Below are 14,584 nucleotides of genomic sequence, written 5' to 3' on the forward strand. Positions count from 1 at the left end.
GAGACCCAGATGCGCCACGGCGCCGCCCATCGTAAACTCGGTCGCACGAGCAGCCACCGCACCGCCATGTTCGCCAACATGGCCGCCTCGCTGATCAAGCACGAGCAGATCACCACGACCCTGCCCAAGGCGAAGGAACTGCGTCCCTTCGTCGAGAAGCTGGTCACTCTCGCCAAAAAGGGCGACCTGCACGCGCGTCGTCAGGCCATCAGCCAGGTTCGCGACGTGCCGCAAGTCGGCAAGTTGTTCGAAACGCTTGGCCCGCGCTACAGCGAGCGTAACGGCGGCTATATCCGCATCATGAAGGCCGGCTTCCGCCACGGCGACAACGCCCCGATGGCCGTCATCGAGTTCGTTGACCGCGACGTCGAAGCCAAGGGCAAGGACTCCGGTCCGGTCCTGGCCTTCGAAGGCAACGACGAAGACTAAGATTTGGTCGTTTGACCAAACGCCGGAAGGGCGGTCGGAGCGATCCGACCGCCCTTTTGCTTTGCGTGGAAACCGGACATGAGGGGTGAATGACCGTCGCCATCGTCGATTTTCGTCCCGATCACGCCGTCGCCTGGGCGCAGCTGAACACCGCCTGGCTGATCGAGGGCGGCTTTGCGATCGAGGCCAAGGATCGGGTCGCGATCGATGATCCGCAGGGCGTCTTCCTGGATAAGGGCGGGCGCATCTTCATCGCGGAGAGGGATGGGGAGCCCGTGGGCTGCTGCGCCATGGTACCGACCGTCGACGCGGTGGAGGTCTGCAAGATGACGGTCACGCCCGCCGCGCGCGGCCTGGGTTTGGCGCGACGCCTGCTGGACGCCTGCGAAGCGGCGGCGTGGCAAGCGGGCGCTGCTCGGCTCTATCTGGAAACCAACAGCGCCCTGAAGCCCGCGATCGCTCTGTATGAAAGCGCCGGCTTCATGCATCTGCCGCCACGGCCCACGCCCTATGTGCGCGCTGATGTCTTCATGGAGAAGCGGCTCTAGCTGTCCAGCACGCGGCGGTGGACGCCTTCCGCGACTGGCTGGTTGCGGAAGGCGCACGTAGTCCGTCGCCGCCTATTCCTTCGACAGGTCCTGGCGGTTGAACCAGGCGACGGCGGCGGCGAAGGGGACGCCGATCCAGAGGGCCAGGCTGAGGACGCCCTTGAGTACGGCATAATCGGGCAGTTGCGCTGCCGATGCGCCGCCCTCGATGGCGGCCTTCAGCAGGTCGGTGGCCATGCCCGGCGACAGCAACGGCAGAAGCCAGCCGTCCGGCGTCACGCCCATCGGCAGCAGCAATTGGGGCAGGAAGAACTGGGCCACGCCGATCACCAGCGGGGCGAACAGGGCCGCCAGCAATGAGCGGGTCACCACGGCGGCCAGAAGGCCGAGCATGGTGAACTGAAGGATGCGCGCCCATGAGGTCAGGGTCAGCAGCCCGAAATCGGCGGCCGCCGCGCCAGTCATCGAGAAGGTGAGGGTGCGGCCGAACACCGCCGCCTGGATCACACTGGCGATCACGTCGGAGATCAGGGCGGCAATGGTCGCCAGCACGATCACCAGACCCACCACCGCGACCTTGCCGGTCAGCAGGTTCGGCCGGGTGTTGCGCGCGCTGATCAGCCGCCAGGTTTCCCAGCGATAGTCGCCGGCGTAGATGGTCGCCGCACCGATCAGGACAAACATCAGTATGGCCGGATTGGCGAAGTCGCCCGCGCTCTTGACCAGGGCCATGCCCAGATCGAGCGGGCCGCCCTTCATCATGTCCGGCGGCAGCTTGCCCGCCAGTTTCGCCTCGTTGGCCTTGGCGACCACGAAGCCCAGGGTGGCCAGGATCACACCCATGATCGGGATGAACAGCACGCTCCAGAACAGGGCGGTGCGGTTCTTGGATAGGCGGTAGGTTTCGGAACGGATCGCGTCAGCCAGCACGGTTTTGCTCCTGCACGCCGGTCCAGCCGGTTTCGCTCATGAAGACGTCTTCCAGGTCCGCGCCGATCCAGCGGGCTTCTTCGATATCGACTCCGCCCTCGACCAAAGCCTTGATGGCGGCGGCGGCCTCGGCGCGAGGCACGGCAGCCACCACCGCATCGCCCTCAAGCGTCGCGCGCTCGCCCAGCACGGACATGGCCTTCGCCAACGGCGTGACCGACAGGCGCAGACGCTCGCCCGAGGCGGTCAGGTCAGAGACGCGGCCCTCGGTGATCACCTTGCCCTTGTTGAAGATGGCGACGCGGTCGCAGACGCGCTGGACCTCCTGAAGCTGGTGGCTGGCCAGGATGACCGTCACGCCGTCGTGGTCGGCCAGGCTGCGGATCAGGGCGCGCATCTCCTGGATCCCGGGCGGATCCATGCCGCTGGTCGGTTCATCCAGGATGACCAGGTCCGGCTTGGTCATCAGGGCGGCGGCGACGCCCAGGCGTTGCAGCATACCGACCGAAAAGCCCTTCACGCGCCGATTGGCGGCCTCGGTCAGTCCGACGCGTTGCAGCCAGTTGTCGATCTCGGCCGAGGACACGCCGCCATGGGCGCGGGCCAGCCATTCCAGCACCTGGCGGGCGGTCATGAACGGCGGAAAGCGCGGCGTTTCGATCATCGAGCCCATGCGCCGCATCGAGGCTGGATCGCCGATCCGACCGCCCATCACCGTGGCCACGCCCTCTGTCGGACGAATCAGACCCAACAGGGTGCGAAACAGCGTCGATTTGCCCGCACCATTGGGACCCAGAATGCCGTAGACCCCGCCGCGCGGGATCGACAAGGTCAGGCCGTCCAAGGCCTTTACCGTCCCGTAGGTCTTGGTCAGGCCGCGAATGTCGATGACGGTTTCCATACGCCAAGCTTGGCGAGTGAACGCCGGTCGCACAAGCCGTCGCGTGGCTGTCGTCCATTAAGTTTAGGCAATGGTTCAGTGTCGCCTTGGAGTAAGCTCATGTCTCGTTTCGTCGCCGCCAGCCTGGCCGTGGCGGCCGCCTTCGCCGTCGCGTCCTGCGCCGGGGCCCCGCAGTCCGCCCTTACATCTCCGATTGTCGAGCAGGCCGCGCAGACGACCCGTCCCGATCTGGTCATCCTGGTGTCGATCGACGGCTTCTCGCCGGACTATCTGGGCAAGGGGCAGACGCCGGTGCTGGATGGACTGGTCGCCGGCGGCGCGTTCGGGTCGATGCGGCCGTCGTTCCCCAGCGTGACCTTCCCCAACCACTATACGCTGGTGACGGGACTGCACCCGGACCATCACGGGGTGGTCGGCAACCGGTTCACCGACGCGCAACTGGGCGCCTTCACCATGGCCAGCAAGGAAAGCGGCTTCTGGGATCAGGGCGAGCCGATCTGGGTCACGGCAGAAAAGGCCGGCGTGCGCACCGGCACCATGTTCTGGCCGGGATCGGAGGTCGAGATCCACGGCGTAAGGCCCAGCCAGTGGGCGCCGTTCGACCAGGGAATGCCGGGCGATGCGCGCGTGGATCGTCTGCTGTCGTGGCTGGACCTGCCGGTGGATCAGCGACCGAAGCTGGAGACGCTGTATTTCGACATCGTCGACACCGCCGGTCATCGCGACGGCCCTGATTCAGCCGAGACGCGCGCCGCCGCCGCATCGGTGGACGCCTCGATGGCACGGTTGATCGAGGGGCTGAAGGCGCTGGGGCTTTACGATCGCACGATGCTGGTCGTGGTGTCGGATCACGGCATGGCCGCGACCTCGCCGGAGCGGGTTGTGTGGATCGACGACATCATTGATCCGGCGGCGTTGAAGATCGGTTATGGCGGAGCGGTCCTGACCGCCGATCCGGCGCCGGGCCGCGAGGCCGAGGTGCAGCAGAAGCTGGTCGGACGCCATCCGCATATGGAATGCTGGAACAAGGCCGATGTGCCGGCGCGGCTGGTCTATGGATCCAACCCACGCGTGGCGCAGATCGTCTGTCTGGTCGAGACTGGCTGGTTGACGGCGGCGCGGGATCGGCCGGTGACGCGGGCGGGCGGCGCTCACGGTTATGACAATCAGGCGCCGGAGATGGCGGCGATCTTCATCGCCCATGGGCCGGGCGTGGTCGCCGGGCGTCGGCTGACCGATATGGACAGTGTCGATGTGCAGCCCTTCCTGGCGCGGATGCTTGGGATCGCGGCGCCGGCTGGCGACGGGCGGGCGCAAGACACCTTGCCCGTCACCATGCCCTGATGGGGTGATTGGCGAGCCGACGATTTGAGCGCACACTGGTCGCCAGAGGTAGAGGGGCGAAGATGCGCAAAAGTCTGTGGGTCGCGACGGTTTCGGTCGCCTGTCTGATTGCACCCGTGGCGGTCGCAGACGCCACTGCAACGGCGGCGACCCTGGCCCTGATCACCAATCCGCAGGTCTGCGGCCGGGTCGGCGCCGTCGGCGATGTCCAGCCGACACGCGACATGGTCATGGCCCCGGGCTTCGGCGACGAGGGCTTCGCGGTTGATACGCAGAACCCCGAGGCCCAGGCCTGGTTCGACCATGGCGTGCGGCTGCGCTGGGCGTTCGAGCATTCGGAATCGGTGCGGGCGTTCAGGAAGGCGAGGCAGTTGGACCCGTCGTGCGGCATGTGCGCCTGGGGCGAGGCCTGGGCGATCGGGCCGAACCTGAATGGCGGCGGGGGCGATCCCGAATCGATCGCCACAGGCCTGCGCGTCGCCCGTGACGCGCGGCGTCTGGCCCGCGACGCCACGCCGATGCAGCGCCAGATGATCGACGCCCTGATCCAGCGCTATTCCGGCAAGGAGAAGACCCGCGCCTTGCGTTACGCTCGCGCCATGGACCGGATCGCAAAGCGTCATGCCGACGACGTATCGGTCGCCTCGATCACCGCCGACGCCTGGATGCTCCAGCCCGAGGGCGAATGGTGGGACAAGGAAGGCAAGGCGACCGATCCGGCCGTCACCCGCGCCATGGCGATCCTGGAGCACGCCCTGACGGTCAAGGCGAACGATCCGGGCGCTATTCACCTGTACATCCATCTGACCGAATGGTCGGACGATCCGCACAGGGCGCTGGCCTATGGCGAGCGGCTGGCCCTGCTGGCGCCGGGGGCCAGCCATCTGGTGCATATGCCGTCGCACACCTTCTATCGGATCGGGCGCTACAAGGACGCGATGATGTCCAACGTCAACGCCGTGGCGCTGGACAAGAGCTACGACCAACTGGTCGGCCCGCCCGGCGGCATTCGCGGCATGCGGCTGCATGCCCACAACATCCATTTCGGCATGGGCGGCGCCCTGATGGCGGGCGGGGCCGAGCGCGGGCTGGAGCTGGCCGACTGGTACATGGCGACCTATCCGCAGCTGGCGGGACCGCCCGAGGCGGGCGAGGACGGCTATGTCGTCTATCGTCAGGTGATGGCGGCGGACGCCTATGCGCTTTACGGCCGGTTCGGATCGGACGCCCAGGTCGCGGCGCTGGCCGAGCCGGACGTGGGCCGTCCGCTGATGCGGGTCGGCTGGCGCTATGCACGGGGCGAGGCGGCGGCGCGGCGCGGCGATGCTGCGGCGGTTCGGATCGAGGCCCAGGCCATCGCCGCCCTGCTGGCGGACAAGGCGTTCACGGGTCCGATGGCGGATCGTCAGACCGGTTTCGCCGAACTGTTCCAGAAGGTGCTGGAAGGCCGCGCGGCCATGATCGATCAGAACTATCCCGCCGCCATCGCCGCCTATGGGCGGGCGGCGGCGATCCAGGCCATGGCGCCCGAGGGAGGCGATCCGCCCATGATCTGGTATCCGACGCGCCGAAGCCTGGCCGCCGCCATGCTGGCGTCCGGTGATGCGGCGGGGGCCAAGGCCAAGATCGGCGAACTGCTGAAGGATTGGCCGAACGACCCGTACAGCTACTACGTCCTCTACCGCGCCGAGCAGGCGCTGGGCGACGAGACTGCGGCCAATGACGCCCTGCGCCATGCCGGCGTCGAATGGATCGGCGGACAGATGAGTTTGGCCGAGGCCTAGCGCCCAAGGACGAAGACAGACGGCACGTCGCAGCGCCAAGTCTTCAGCCGCATCGTGATGGCGAAAGCCTCTATCTGTGAAAGCACGCCTAGACCGAAGGTGAACCACAACAGCCAGTTCGTCTGCCCCGTGACGAAGAGCTGAACAAAGAGCGCCCAGAGAAACAGGCAAAATAGCTTGGACAGCCAATGATGAGGCGACGCCTCGCGCCGGAAACGGGCGAAGCTGACGGCGTGGTTGGCGACCTCGAAAACCACGAGGACCAGAATCAATGGCCCGACCACCGAAGCCAAGCCGGGATGCATCAGCCAAAGGGCCAAGGCGGCGCCTAACCAAAAGATCACGTCCGCCCGGCCGTCCCAGCGTCGAAGCGTCGGCGTGACGACCTTCAGCCGCCGCGCGATGACGCCGTCGAAGATGTCGGACAACACCGCCAGCGACAGCAAGATCGCGGCGGCTCCACCTGCCTGAGGGGCGATCAGCGACACGCTGACCAGCGCAGGCGCGCAGAGCAGCCGGAAGATGACGAGAACCCAAGGCAGGCGGTTCAGCATCTAAACGATCAGCGCTTCGCTGCTTCGATCAGTTTGCCGATCTCGGCCGGGTCGATGCCGGGGCTGGCCTTGCCGTTGACGAAGAAGGTCGGCGTGCCGCGCAGGCGCAGGGCGGCGGCCGTGGTGTGGATGTCGGCGATGTGGCGCGTGGTGTCGGGCGCGGCGATCGCGGCCTTCGCGCGGGCCATGTCCACGCCATGCGCGGCCAGGATGGCGTCGATCGCTTCGATCGATAGCGCCCGCTCGGTCATCAGGGCGTCATAGACCTCCAGATACTTGCCCTGCTGGTGTGCAGCCAGGGCGGCGCGGGCGGCGTATTGCGAGGTGATGTCGTCGCCGCGGTCCAGGATGGGCCAGTCCTTGAAGACGAAGCGGACTTCCGGGTGGGCCGCCATCAGGGCGCGATAGTCGTGGGCCACGGCCTTGCAGCCGGGGCAGCGGAAGTCGAAGAATTCGATCACCGTGACCTTGGCGTTCGCTGGACCGAAGGCCGGATCGCGGGCGTCGGGCGCCAGGAGGCCGGCGTTGGCGGCGGCGGCCTGGTTCGTCTCCTCGACGGCGGCCTCGGCGTCCTTGGTCTGGAGCGCCATCTGCGCCTCCTGCAAGACCTCGGGATGCTCCAGCAGATACGCACGCACGTTCGATCCGCCGGTCAGATAGGGCGCCGCTGAAAAGCCCAGCGCGATGACCGATAGGCCCAGGGCCAGATAGCCGGCGCGGCCGCCGCTGAGCCATCCTGGCTTGGCGGTCTTGGGTTCGGGCGCAGGCGTGGGGGCGTCGTCGGTCATTCAGGCTCGCAGTCGGCGTAAGGGGTCAGTTGAGGGTGGCGGGCCGGCGCGCGGCGTCACGGCGGTCCAGGTCGTTGAGATCGTCGGGCGTGGCGCCCGAGGCCAAGACGATATCGACGGCGCGTCGCCATTCGATCGAGCCCGGATCCAGCATGGAGCGGGCGCGCAGGGCGAACTGAGTGGCCTGTTTCTCGTCCCCGCCGGCGAAATAGTATTCGGCCGAGGCAAGGCGCGCCTCGCCCTCCTTGTCCTGCGAGGCATAGGCCTGGGCCAGCAGTCGCCAGGCCATGGTGTTGTCCTTCTCGGCGACGACGGCGTGTTTCAGCTGGTCGATGGCCTCGTCCAGCTTGGCCTTGTCATTGGTTTCGATCAGGGCGTGGGCCAGGTTGACGCGCAGCAGGGGGGCGTCGGGCTTCAGGCGGACCGCCTCGCGGTGGGCGGCGACGGCCTCAGCCGGGCGACCTTCCTCGAACAGGATCTGGCCCTTCAGTTCCTGGAAATAGGGGTTATTCACGTCGCCGGCGATAAGCGCATCCACCGCCGTCAGCGCCTTGTCCGTCTGGCCGTCGCGATACCACGCGATGGCCCGCGCATAGCGGCCGGGCAGGGAGGTGTCGGTCGATGGATAGTCGCGCAGGGTGGCGTTCGGCGGATCCATGAAGGCGTGAATCTTGGCCAGGATCAGCGCGTGCTGCGCCATACGTTCGGGGCTGTCGCGATGGTCGTAGTGCGGCTGTTCCTGCACATAGCGGCGCAGGCTTTCGATCCGGTTCGACGACAGGGGGTGACTGCGGAAATAGGGATAGCGGCGGGCGTCGGAGAAGACCTCCTGCGAGCGGAAGTTCTCGAAGAAGGACACCAGCCCGGCTCCGGATTCGCCGGCCGCCTCCAGCGCCCGCGCGCCCGAGATGTCGGCCTCGCCTTCCTGGCTCTGCATGTAATGCAGCGCGCCCAGAGCGCCGAAATACTGGCTGGAGCCCAGCAGGGCCACGCCTGCGTCCGGCGCGCCGGCGGCGATGGCCAGGGCCCCCAGCGCCATGGTCATGAACATCGGCTGTTTGCCGGCGTTCTCGGCCCCGTCGCGCAGGGTATGGCGGTTCTTGATGTGGCCCGCCTCGTGCGCCATCACGCCCAGCAGTTCACCGGGCGTCTTGGTGCGCAGGATCAGGCCGGTGTTGACGCCCATGATCCGCCCGCGCGTCGCAAAGGCGTTCAGGTCGTTGTCGTTGACCAGCAGGACTTCGATGTCGTTCGGGTTCAGACCCATGGCCACGAAGACCGGGTCGGCCCATTCGCGCACGATGCCCTCGACCTCGGTGTCGCGGATCAGGCTTTGCGCGGAGGCCTGGCCGGCGACGGAAACAGCCATCAAGGCCGTCGCCGCCGCCGCCAGAACGCGGGATGCAGATCGGGGAAGCCACCTCATGGCTCTACTCCAACAACGACCGGCCCCCGCCTGTATCCAGACAGTCTAATCGTGACCGATCAGCGGCGCCACCACCCGCGCTTGGGCTTTTCGGGCGGTGCGACGATCTGGTTCGGGTCTTCGGCGATGATGGCCTGAACGTCTATCTCCGGCGTGGGGGCGACGAAAGGCTCGGCCAAGACGGCCTCGGTCACCGGAACCGCCGTCGGGGCGGCGACCGGGGCGACCTCCGCCGGTTCGGCGGCCAGCGCCTCGTGGGGGGTCACGTCCAGTTCGACCGGCGCGCCTTGGACCGTGGCCTCGTTCGGCTCGATGGCGGTGTCGGGATGCGGTTCGGTCGCGATCTCGACGTTGGCGCTGGCCGACTTGCGGCGCACGCGACGACGCTGAGGTTCGGGCGCGATGGCCGGGGCAGACGTTTCGACGGCCTCGGTCGGCTCGACCATGACGGCCATCGGCGTCTCGGGCGAGCCGTCGGGCGGCATGCCTTCGTTGGTGGCGCGGTTCTCGACCTTGATCTCGTGGCTGACGGGACCGTCGCCACGACCGCGACCCCGACGACGGCGACGACGCGAACGGCCGCCTTCCTCGCCGGAGCCTTCGCCCGCCCCGTTATTGGCGACGACATCCAGGCCTTCGATCTCGGACTGAGCGACAGCGGGACGTTCTGCCCGCTCGGGGCGCTCGCCGCGTTCCGGACGACCTTCCGAGCGGCCAGGGTTCAGCGGGTCGAACCAGACATAGGGGTCGTCCAGCGACGGCGTGCGGCCGCGAACCCAGGTGTAGACGTCGCGCTCGCCATCCTCGCGGACGCGGCGACCGCCACGGCGGCCACGGCGACGGCGGCGGCCGTTTTCGTCTTCCTCATCGTCCGAGGCGTCGTCGGCGCTGACCGTATCGACGGCCTCGACGTCGGAGGTCTCCTCGTCGCGACGACCGCCACGACGGCGACGGTTGCGCCCACGACCGCGATCGCGACCGCCTTCATGACGTTCCGAACGTTCGCGCGGTTCGTCGTCGTCGCTGTCTTCGCGATCCAGGGATTCGACCGTGTCGTCATCGTCGTCGACGATGATCTCCTCGTCGTCGTCCTCATCCTCGTCTTCGTACAGCGAGGCGTCGAAGTCGTCGTCGAGGTTGGGCATCTCGATCTCGGGCGCGACGAAGTCCTCGTTGGTCTCGGTGCGCTCGATATTGTGTTCGCCCTGACCCAGGCTGTCGTCGATCTGGACGATGACGTTCAGGCCGCGACGTTCAAGCAGCGACTGCAGATAGGCGCGCTTGTGGTTCAGGATGTACAGGCCGACGGCGGTGCAGACCTTCAGCACCACGACGCCTGCGCCGTTCTTGCCGGCCTCGATGTCGACCGCGCGCAGGGTCATCAGGGCGGCGGATTCGGCAGAGCGGATGCGGCCCGTGCCCTGGCAGTGCGGGCAGGCTTCGGTCGCACCCTCGATCACGCCCAGTCGGCGACGCTGGCGGCTGATCTCCATCAGGCCGAAGGGCGAGATACGGCCCATCTGGATGCGGGCGCGGTCGGAGGACAGGGCCTCCTTCAGCACGCGCTCGACGGCGCGGTTGTTCTTGCCTTCATCCATGTCGATGAAGTCGATGACGACCAGGCCGGCGAGGTCGCGCAAGCGCAGTTGGCGGGCGGCTTCTTCGGCCGCTTCCATATTGGTCTTGAAGGCCGTCTGCTCGACGTTGCGTTCCTTGGTGGCGCGACCCGAGTTGACGTCGATAGCCACCAGGGCTTCGGTCTGGTTGATGACCAGATAGCCGCCGGATTTCAGCGGCACCACCGGTTGGTGGATCTGCGTCAGCAGTTCCTCGATGCCGTTGGCCGCGAACAGGGGGCGCGAGCCGCGATACAGGTGAACCTTCTTGGCCTGGGCCGGCATCAGCACGCGCATGAAGTCGCGCGCTTCCTTGAAGCCCTCGACGCCCTCGACCTGAATGCCGTCGAAATCCTTGTCGAACATGTCGCGCACGGCGCGGCGGACCAGGTTCTCTTCCTCGTAGATCACCGAGGGGGCGTGAGAGGCGAGGGTGGTCTCGCGGATCGTTTCCCACAGGCGCAGCAGATATTGATAGTCGCGCTTGATCTCGGCCTTGGTGCGCTTGGCGCCCGCCGTGCGGATGATCAGGCCCATGCCCTTGGGCACTTCCAGGGCCGAGACGGCGCTCTTCAGGCGACGACGGTCAGAGGTGTTCGTGATCTTGCGCGAAATGCCGCCGCCCTTGCCGGTGTTAGGCATCAGCACGCAGTAGCGGCCGGCCAGCGACAGCCAGGTGGTCAGGGCCGCGCCCTTGGCGCCGCGCTCGTCCTTGACGACCTGGACCAGCAGGATCTGGCGGCGCTTGATGACGTCCTGGATCTTGTAGCGACGCATCAGGCGGCGCTTCAGCCGCTCCTCGTCGGCCAGCGCCGATTCGGGGTCGACGTCATCGCCGGTCGATTCGCGGTCGAGATCGTCTTCGTCCTCATCGTCATGCGCCTCGGCCATGATGGCTTCGCGGTCGGCGACGGGGATCTGGTAGTAGTCGGGGTGGATTTCGTTGAAGGCGAGGAAGCCGTGGCGATTGCCGCCGTATTCAATGAAGGCGGCCTGCAGGCTGGGCTCTACGCGAGTGACCTTGGCGAGGTAGATGTTGCCGCGAAGCTGGCGCTTCGCACGGGATTCGAAATCGAATTCCTCAATCTTGCGCCCGTCCACGATGGCGACCCGGGTCTCCTCGGGATGCGCCGCATCGATCAGCATTGTCTTTGACATGGAAAGTCTCTCTCTGGCGCGCGCAGGCCGACCGTCCCGGATCTCCGGACAGGGTCATGGCGGCTCGCCGAATGAAGGTGAGGGCCGGCGCGCGCGACATCCCCTCGCCGAGAACGGCGAAGAAGGCTTGATCAAGCCGTTGGGGAACGCAGGCGGAAAGGCCCATTAAGTCGTCGGTCCTGAACCGGGCGCGCCAATCCCTTGGGAAGGCCGCGTCCCTGGTCCGCTCTTCGAACCATCGGCCAGGCCGGGGCGGTTCTAGGATTGGTGAAAGTCAACGCCGCGAGGAGGGCGCGCCAAGATTCGCAGAGGCGAAATCGGCGCGATCGGTTCGCGAGCGGTCACAGCATAGTCATGCAACGGGAGAATTAAAAGGCGCTCGCCTTAACCCCCTGAATACGAGCCTCTGTCATGATGGGGTTCAAGTAGGCTTAAACCGGGTTCGCCGACGCAGATGAGCGGTCGCGTTTTGACAGGTCTGATGCGCTGGCGCGCGAAGGAGTGGGCGATGACCGCCCTGGCCTTCGTGGTCATCTGCATGGGCGGTCTGTCCGCAACGCGCGGTTTCGCCTGGGGCGCGCAGGGCGATGTGTTGGCGGTGCGCTTCGGCGCCGATGGCGATCGGACCCGCGTCGTCATCGATCTGGACAAGACGGCGCAAGGACGCGTCATCGACGCGGGCGGCGAAGGCCGGGTGGTCCTCGCTCTCAGCGGTGTTGCGCCGGGGCGCGGTCTGAACGGCGGCGGTTCGGGTTTGGTGCGTTCCTATGAGGTCACGTCGTCCGGCGGTTCGTCGCGGGTTCAGCTGGAACTGGCGCGCGGCAGCGAGATCGAACGGCGCTTCCTTCTGCCACCCGGCGACGGAGTCAGCCATTATCGTTATGTCGTGGACCTGAAGGCGACGGGAGCCGCCGCGCGCGCCTCGACCACGCCGGCGCCTCGCGCCAGCGCACCGCCGCGTCGCGCCGAGCGCCCCCTGATCGTCATCGACGCCGGCCATGGCGGCAATGATCCGGGCGCCAGCGGGGCGAGCGCGCAGGAAAAGCAGGTCACCCTTGCCGCAGCCCTGGCGTTGAAGGCCGAGCTTGAGAAGAACGGCCGCTATCGCGTGCGCCTGACCCGGACCGACGACCGCTACGTCGATCTCTATCGCCGTGTTTCCATCGCGCGTCAGGCCGACGCCGATCTGTTCATTTCCTTGCACGCTGACGCCGGCGCCGACCCGGCGCTGCGCGGGGCCAGCGTCTATACCTTGTCGGAGCAGGGCGCCGGTCGAGCGGTGCGTGAGTTCACGCGGGGCGACAACTGGCACCGCGAGCTGCATCTGCCGGGGCGCGACCCGTCGGTGGATCGCATCCTGCTCGACATGACGCAACGTGCGACTCAGAACCGCTCGGCCCAGTTCGCGCGCGTCTTGCTGACCCATCTGGAAGGCTCGGATCATCCTCTGCTTCGCCGCAGCCATCGCGATGCGGGCCTGGCTGTCCTCTTGGCGCCCGACGTGCCGGCCGTGCTGCTGGAAATGGGCTTCATCACAAACCCCGAGGACGAGCGGCTTCTGACCGACGAGCGCGCGCGCCGTCGCCTGATGAAGTCGGTGGCGGACGGGATCGATCGCTATTTCCGCGAGCCGTCGAGCCCGATGATGGCTGCCGCGAACAGCCAGGCGGCCGGTCAGCCCTGATCCGGCGCAACCAAGCCGGCTGTCGCCGGTTTCCCGACCATGAAAAAAGCGATTGTCACGGGCGGATCGGGCCTGATCGGAACGGGCGTCTGTAAGGCCTTGCTGGCCAACGGATGGGAAGTCGCCTCCTTCGACCTGAAGCCGGGAGAGGGCGAAGCGCGTCATATCGACTGCGATTTGGGTGATGAGGACTCGGTCAAACAAGCGTTTGAGACGCTGGGCTGGTCGTCGCTGGACCTGCTGGTCAACAACGGGGGCATCGCCGACCCGGTAAGCGGCCCGCTGGCTGAACTGTCGCTGGCGGACTGGCGCAAGACCATCGACAGCCATCTGAACGGCGCCTTTTTGATGAGCCGCGCCGCCATTCCGATGCTGAACGAGGGCGGCGCCATCGTGAACATGATCTCGACGCGCGCCTTCATGTCCGAGCCGCACACCGAGGCCTATGCGGCGTCCAAGGGTGCGCTGTTCGCCCTGACACACGCCCTGGCGATCAGCGAAAGCCCTCGAATCCGCGTGAATGCCATTGCGCCCGGCTGGATTTCGTATGGCGAGGATCTGCGTTCTGTCGATCACGAACAGCACCCGGTCGGCCGCGTCGGCCGCGCCGAGGATATCGCCGGTGCTGTGCTCTATCTCGCCGAAGCGAGTTTCGTGACGGGCCAGGTGCTGACCGTGGACGGCGGCATGACACGCAAGATGATCTACGCCGATTAGGCTGTCAGGCCAGACCGGCCTTTTTCAGCGTCTTCCACGCCTTGATCACGCGTTGCAGCTTGGCCTCGGCGCTGCGGTCGCCGCTGTTGGTGTCGGGGTGAAACCGCTTCAGCAGCTCGTGATACTGAGCCTTGATCTTCGCCTTGTCGGCGCCCGGATCCAGATCGAGGTCGGCCAAGGCGGCGCGTTCCAGCTTGCCGATGCGGCGGTCCTCGGTCGCGGACTGCGGCGCCTGATCGCCCTTGCGACCGAAAAGGCCGAAGCTGTCGCGCCATGAGCCGGCGCCGGTGGTGTTCGAGGTGCCCATCTTGGCGGCGAAGGCGGCGGCCTCGCGTGTGAACTTGCCGGCCTGCATCTCCCAGGTCGGGCGCCCGCCGGTCATGGCCTCGTTTTCCTGGGCGGCGCGGATCTGGCCTTCGCTCATGCCGGCGTAGAAGTTCCAGCCTTTGTTGTATTCGCCGGCGTGCGGCTGGCAGAACTCGTAGAAGTCGTTCAGCCGCTCGCGCGACTTGGGCGCCTTGGCGGCGGCGGCCCGGCGACAGTCGGGCCACTGGCAAGGCTTTTCGCCCGGCTTCAGGTGAAGCACGTCGGCTTTCGCCGCCTCTTCCTCTGGCTTGGGCGGCTTCACCCGAATGTCGGTGAAGCGCGGCTTGTATTGAAAGGAGGCGGACATCAGCCGAAGTGTAAGCGCGATTGGGACAGCAT

General features: G+C 66.9%; 13 protein-coding genes. 6 read left to right on the plus strand and 7 right to left on the minus strand.

All coding sequences use genetic code 11. The annotated features are described in order from the left end of the window. The first annotated feature begins 9 nt into the window (after positions 1-9). Together rplQ and QRN13_RS06495 are read left to right on the plus strand one after the other, a co-directional pair. Entirely contained in the window at positions 10-429 is a 420-nt protein-coding gene (gene rplQ / locus QRN13_RS06490; protein WP_055804627.1) for a 50S ribosomal protein L17, read from the plus strand. Between the two features lie 89 nt (positions 430-518). After that, positions 519-977, plus strand: coding sequence for a GNAT family N-acetyltransferase (locus QRN13_RS06495; protein ID WP_284877284.1), 459 nt, complete (start codon positions 519-521; stop codon positions 975-977). A 72-nt stretch (positions 978-1,049) separates the two neighbouring features. On the opposite strand, the gene QRN13_RS06500 is transcribed toward QRN13_RS06495, so the two are convergent. Then, a complete protein-coding gene (locus QRN13_RS06500) occupies positions 1,050-1,907 on the minus strand; it encodes an ABC transporter permease subunit (protein WP_284877285.1) in 858 nt (285 codons plus the stop codon). Beyond that, entirely contained in the window at positions 1,897-2,808 is a 912-nt protein-coding gene (locus tag QRN13_RS06505; RefSeq protein WP_284877286.1) for an ABC transporter ATP-binding protein, read from the minus strand. The genes QRN13_RS06500 and QRN13_RS06505 overlap by 11 nt, the downstream gene beginning before the upstream one ends. Positions 2,809-2,907: 99 nt before the next feature. Here QRN13_RS06505 and QRN13_RS06510 point away from each other — a divergent pair, with 99 nt between their 5' ends. Together QRN13_RS06510 and QRN13_RS06515 are read left to right on the plus strand one after the other, a co-directional pair. Then, the gene (locus QRN13_RS06510) at positions 2,908-4,152 is read left to right on the plus strand and encodes an alkaline phosphatase family protein (RefSeq protein WP_284877287.1); all 1,245 of its coding nucleotides are present in this window, start codon (positions 2,908-2,910) and stop codon (positions 4,150-4,152) included. A gap of 62 nt (positions 4,153-4,214) precedes the next feature. Further along, positions 4,215-5,936 (plus strand): hypothetical protein, encoded by a 1,722-nt coding sequence (locus QRN13_RS06515; protein ID WP_284877288.1) that lies wholly within the window; start codon positions 4,215-4,217, stop codon positions 5,934-5,936. Here QRN13_RS06515 and QRN13_RS06520 read toward each other — a convergent pair. From QRN13_RS06520 to QRN13_RS06535, 4 genes are read right to left on the minus strand one after another with little or no spacing between them, the layout of a single operon-like run. Then, positions 5,933-6,490, minus strand: a complete 558-nt coding sequence (locus tag QRN13_RS06520) for a CDP-alcohol phosphatidyltransferase family protein (RefSeq protein ID WP_284877289.1) — start codon at positions 6,488-6,490, stop codon at positions 5,933-5,935. The two genes, QRN13_RS06515 and QRN13_RS06520, sit on opposite strands and share 4 nt — an antisense overlap. Positions 6,491-6,498: 8 nt before the next feature. Continuing rightward, positions 6,499-7,278, minus strand: a complete 780-nt coding sequence (locus QRN13_RS06525; RefSeq protein ID WP_052689612.1) for a DsbA family protein — start codon at positions 7,276-7,278, stop codon at positions 6,499-6,501. A 25-nt stretch (positions 7,279-7,303) separates the two neighbouring features. Next, positions 7,304-8,704 carry a M48 family metalloprotease gene (locus tag QRN13_RS06530; protein WP_284877290.1) on the minus strand — a complete coding sequence of 467 codons (1,401 nt, stop codon included), beginning with the start codon at positions 8,702-8,704 and terminating at the stop codon, positions 7,304-7,306. 59 nt (positions 8,705-8,763) lie between these two features. After that, positions 8,764-11,478, minus strand: a complete 2,715-nt coding sequence (locus tag QRN13_RS06535) for an Rne/Rng family ribonuclease (RefSeq protein ID WP_284877291.1) — start codon at positions 11,476-11,478, stop codon at positions 8,764-8,766. 508 nt (positions 11,479-11,986) lie between these two features. On the opposite strand from QRN13_RS06535, the gene QRN13_RS06540 reads away from it, so the two are divergent. Both QRN13_RS06540 and QRN13_RS06545 read left to right on the plus strand, forming a co-directional pair. After that, on the plus strand, positions 11,987-13,162 hold the full coding sequence (locus tag QRN13_RS06540) for an N-acetylmuramoyl-L-alanine amidase family protein (protein WP_205678504.1): 1,176 nt from the start codon (positions 11,987-11,989) through the stop codon (positions 13,160-13,162). A 39-nt stretch (positions 13,163-13,201) separates the two neighbouring features. After that, positions 13,202-13,879, plus strand: coding sequence for an SDR family oxidoreductase (locus QRN13_RS06545; protein ID WP_284877293.1), 678 nt, complete (start codon positions 13,202-13,204; stop codon positions 13,877-13,879). Positions 13,880-13,883: 4 nt separating this feature from the next. On the opposite strand, the gene QRN13_RS06550 is transcribed toward QRN13_RS06545, so the two are convergent. After that, positions 13,884-14,552, minus strand: a complete 669-nt coding sequence (locus tag QRN13_RS06550) for a J domain-containing protein (RefSeq protein ID WP_017506027.1) — start codon at positions 14,550-14,552, stop codon at positions 13,884-13,886. Positions 14,553-14,584: the final 32 nt, after the last annotated feature.

This window comes from Brevundimonas sp. MEB006b (genome assembly GCF_030209705.1).
In the GTDB taxonomy this organism is placed as follows: Bacteria; Pseudomonadota; Alphaproteobacteria; order Caulobacterales; family Caulobacteraceae; genus Brevundimonas.

Bases quoted from the DNA above. Each gene is read 5' to 3' on its own strand.
- rplQ (WP_055804627.1), top strand. From the start codon at position 10: ATGCGCCACGGCGCCGCCCATCGTAAACTCGGTCGCACGAGCAGCCAC.
- QRN13_RS06495 (WP_284877284.1), top strand. From the start codon at position 519: ATGACCGTCGCCATCGTCGATTTTCGTCCCGATCACGCCGTCGCCTGG.
- QRN13_RS06505 (WP_284877286.1), bottom strand. From the start codon at position 2,808: ATGGAAACCGTCATCGACATTCGCGGCCTGACCAAGACCTACGGGACG.
- QRN13_RS06510 (WP_284877287.1), top strand. From the start codon at position 2,908: ATGTCTCGTTTCGTCGCCGCCAGCCTGGCCGTGGCGGCCGCCTTCGCC.
- QRN13_RS06515 (WP_284877288.1), top strand. From the start codon at position 4,215: ATGCGCAAAAGTCTGTGGGTCGCGACGGTTTCGGTCGCCTGTCTGATT.
- QRN13_RS06520 (WP_284877289.1), bottom strand. From the start codon at position 6,490: ATGCTGAACCGCCTGCCTTGGGTTCTCGTCATCTTCCGGCTGCTCTGC.
- QRN13_RS06525 (WP_052689612.1), bottom strand. From the start codon at position 7,278: ATGACCGACGACGCCCCCACGCCTGCGCCCGAACCCAAGACCGCCAAG.
- QRN13_RS06530 (WP_284877290.1), bottom strand. From the start codon at position 8,704: ATGAGGTGGCTTCCCCGATCTGCATCCCGCGTTCTGGCGGCGGCGGCG.
- QRN13_RS06535 (WP_284877291.1), bottom strand. From the start codon at position 11,478: ATGTCAAAGACAATGCTGATCGATGCGGCGCATCCCGAGGAGACCCGG.
- QRN13_RS06540 (WP_205678504.1), top strand. From the start codon at position 11,987: ATGACCGCCCTGGCCTTCGTGGTCATCTGCATGGGCGGTCTGTCCGCA.
- QRN13_RS06545 (WP_284877293.1), top strand. From the start codon at position 13,202: ATGAAAAAAGCGATTGTCACGGGCGGATCGGGCCTGATCGGAACGGGC.
- QRN13_RS06550 (WP_017506027.1), bottom strand. From the start codon at position 14,552: ATGTCCGCCTCCTTTCAATACAAGCCGCGCTTCACCGACATTCGGGTG.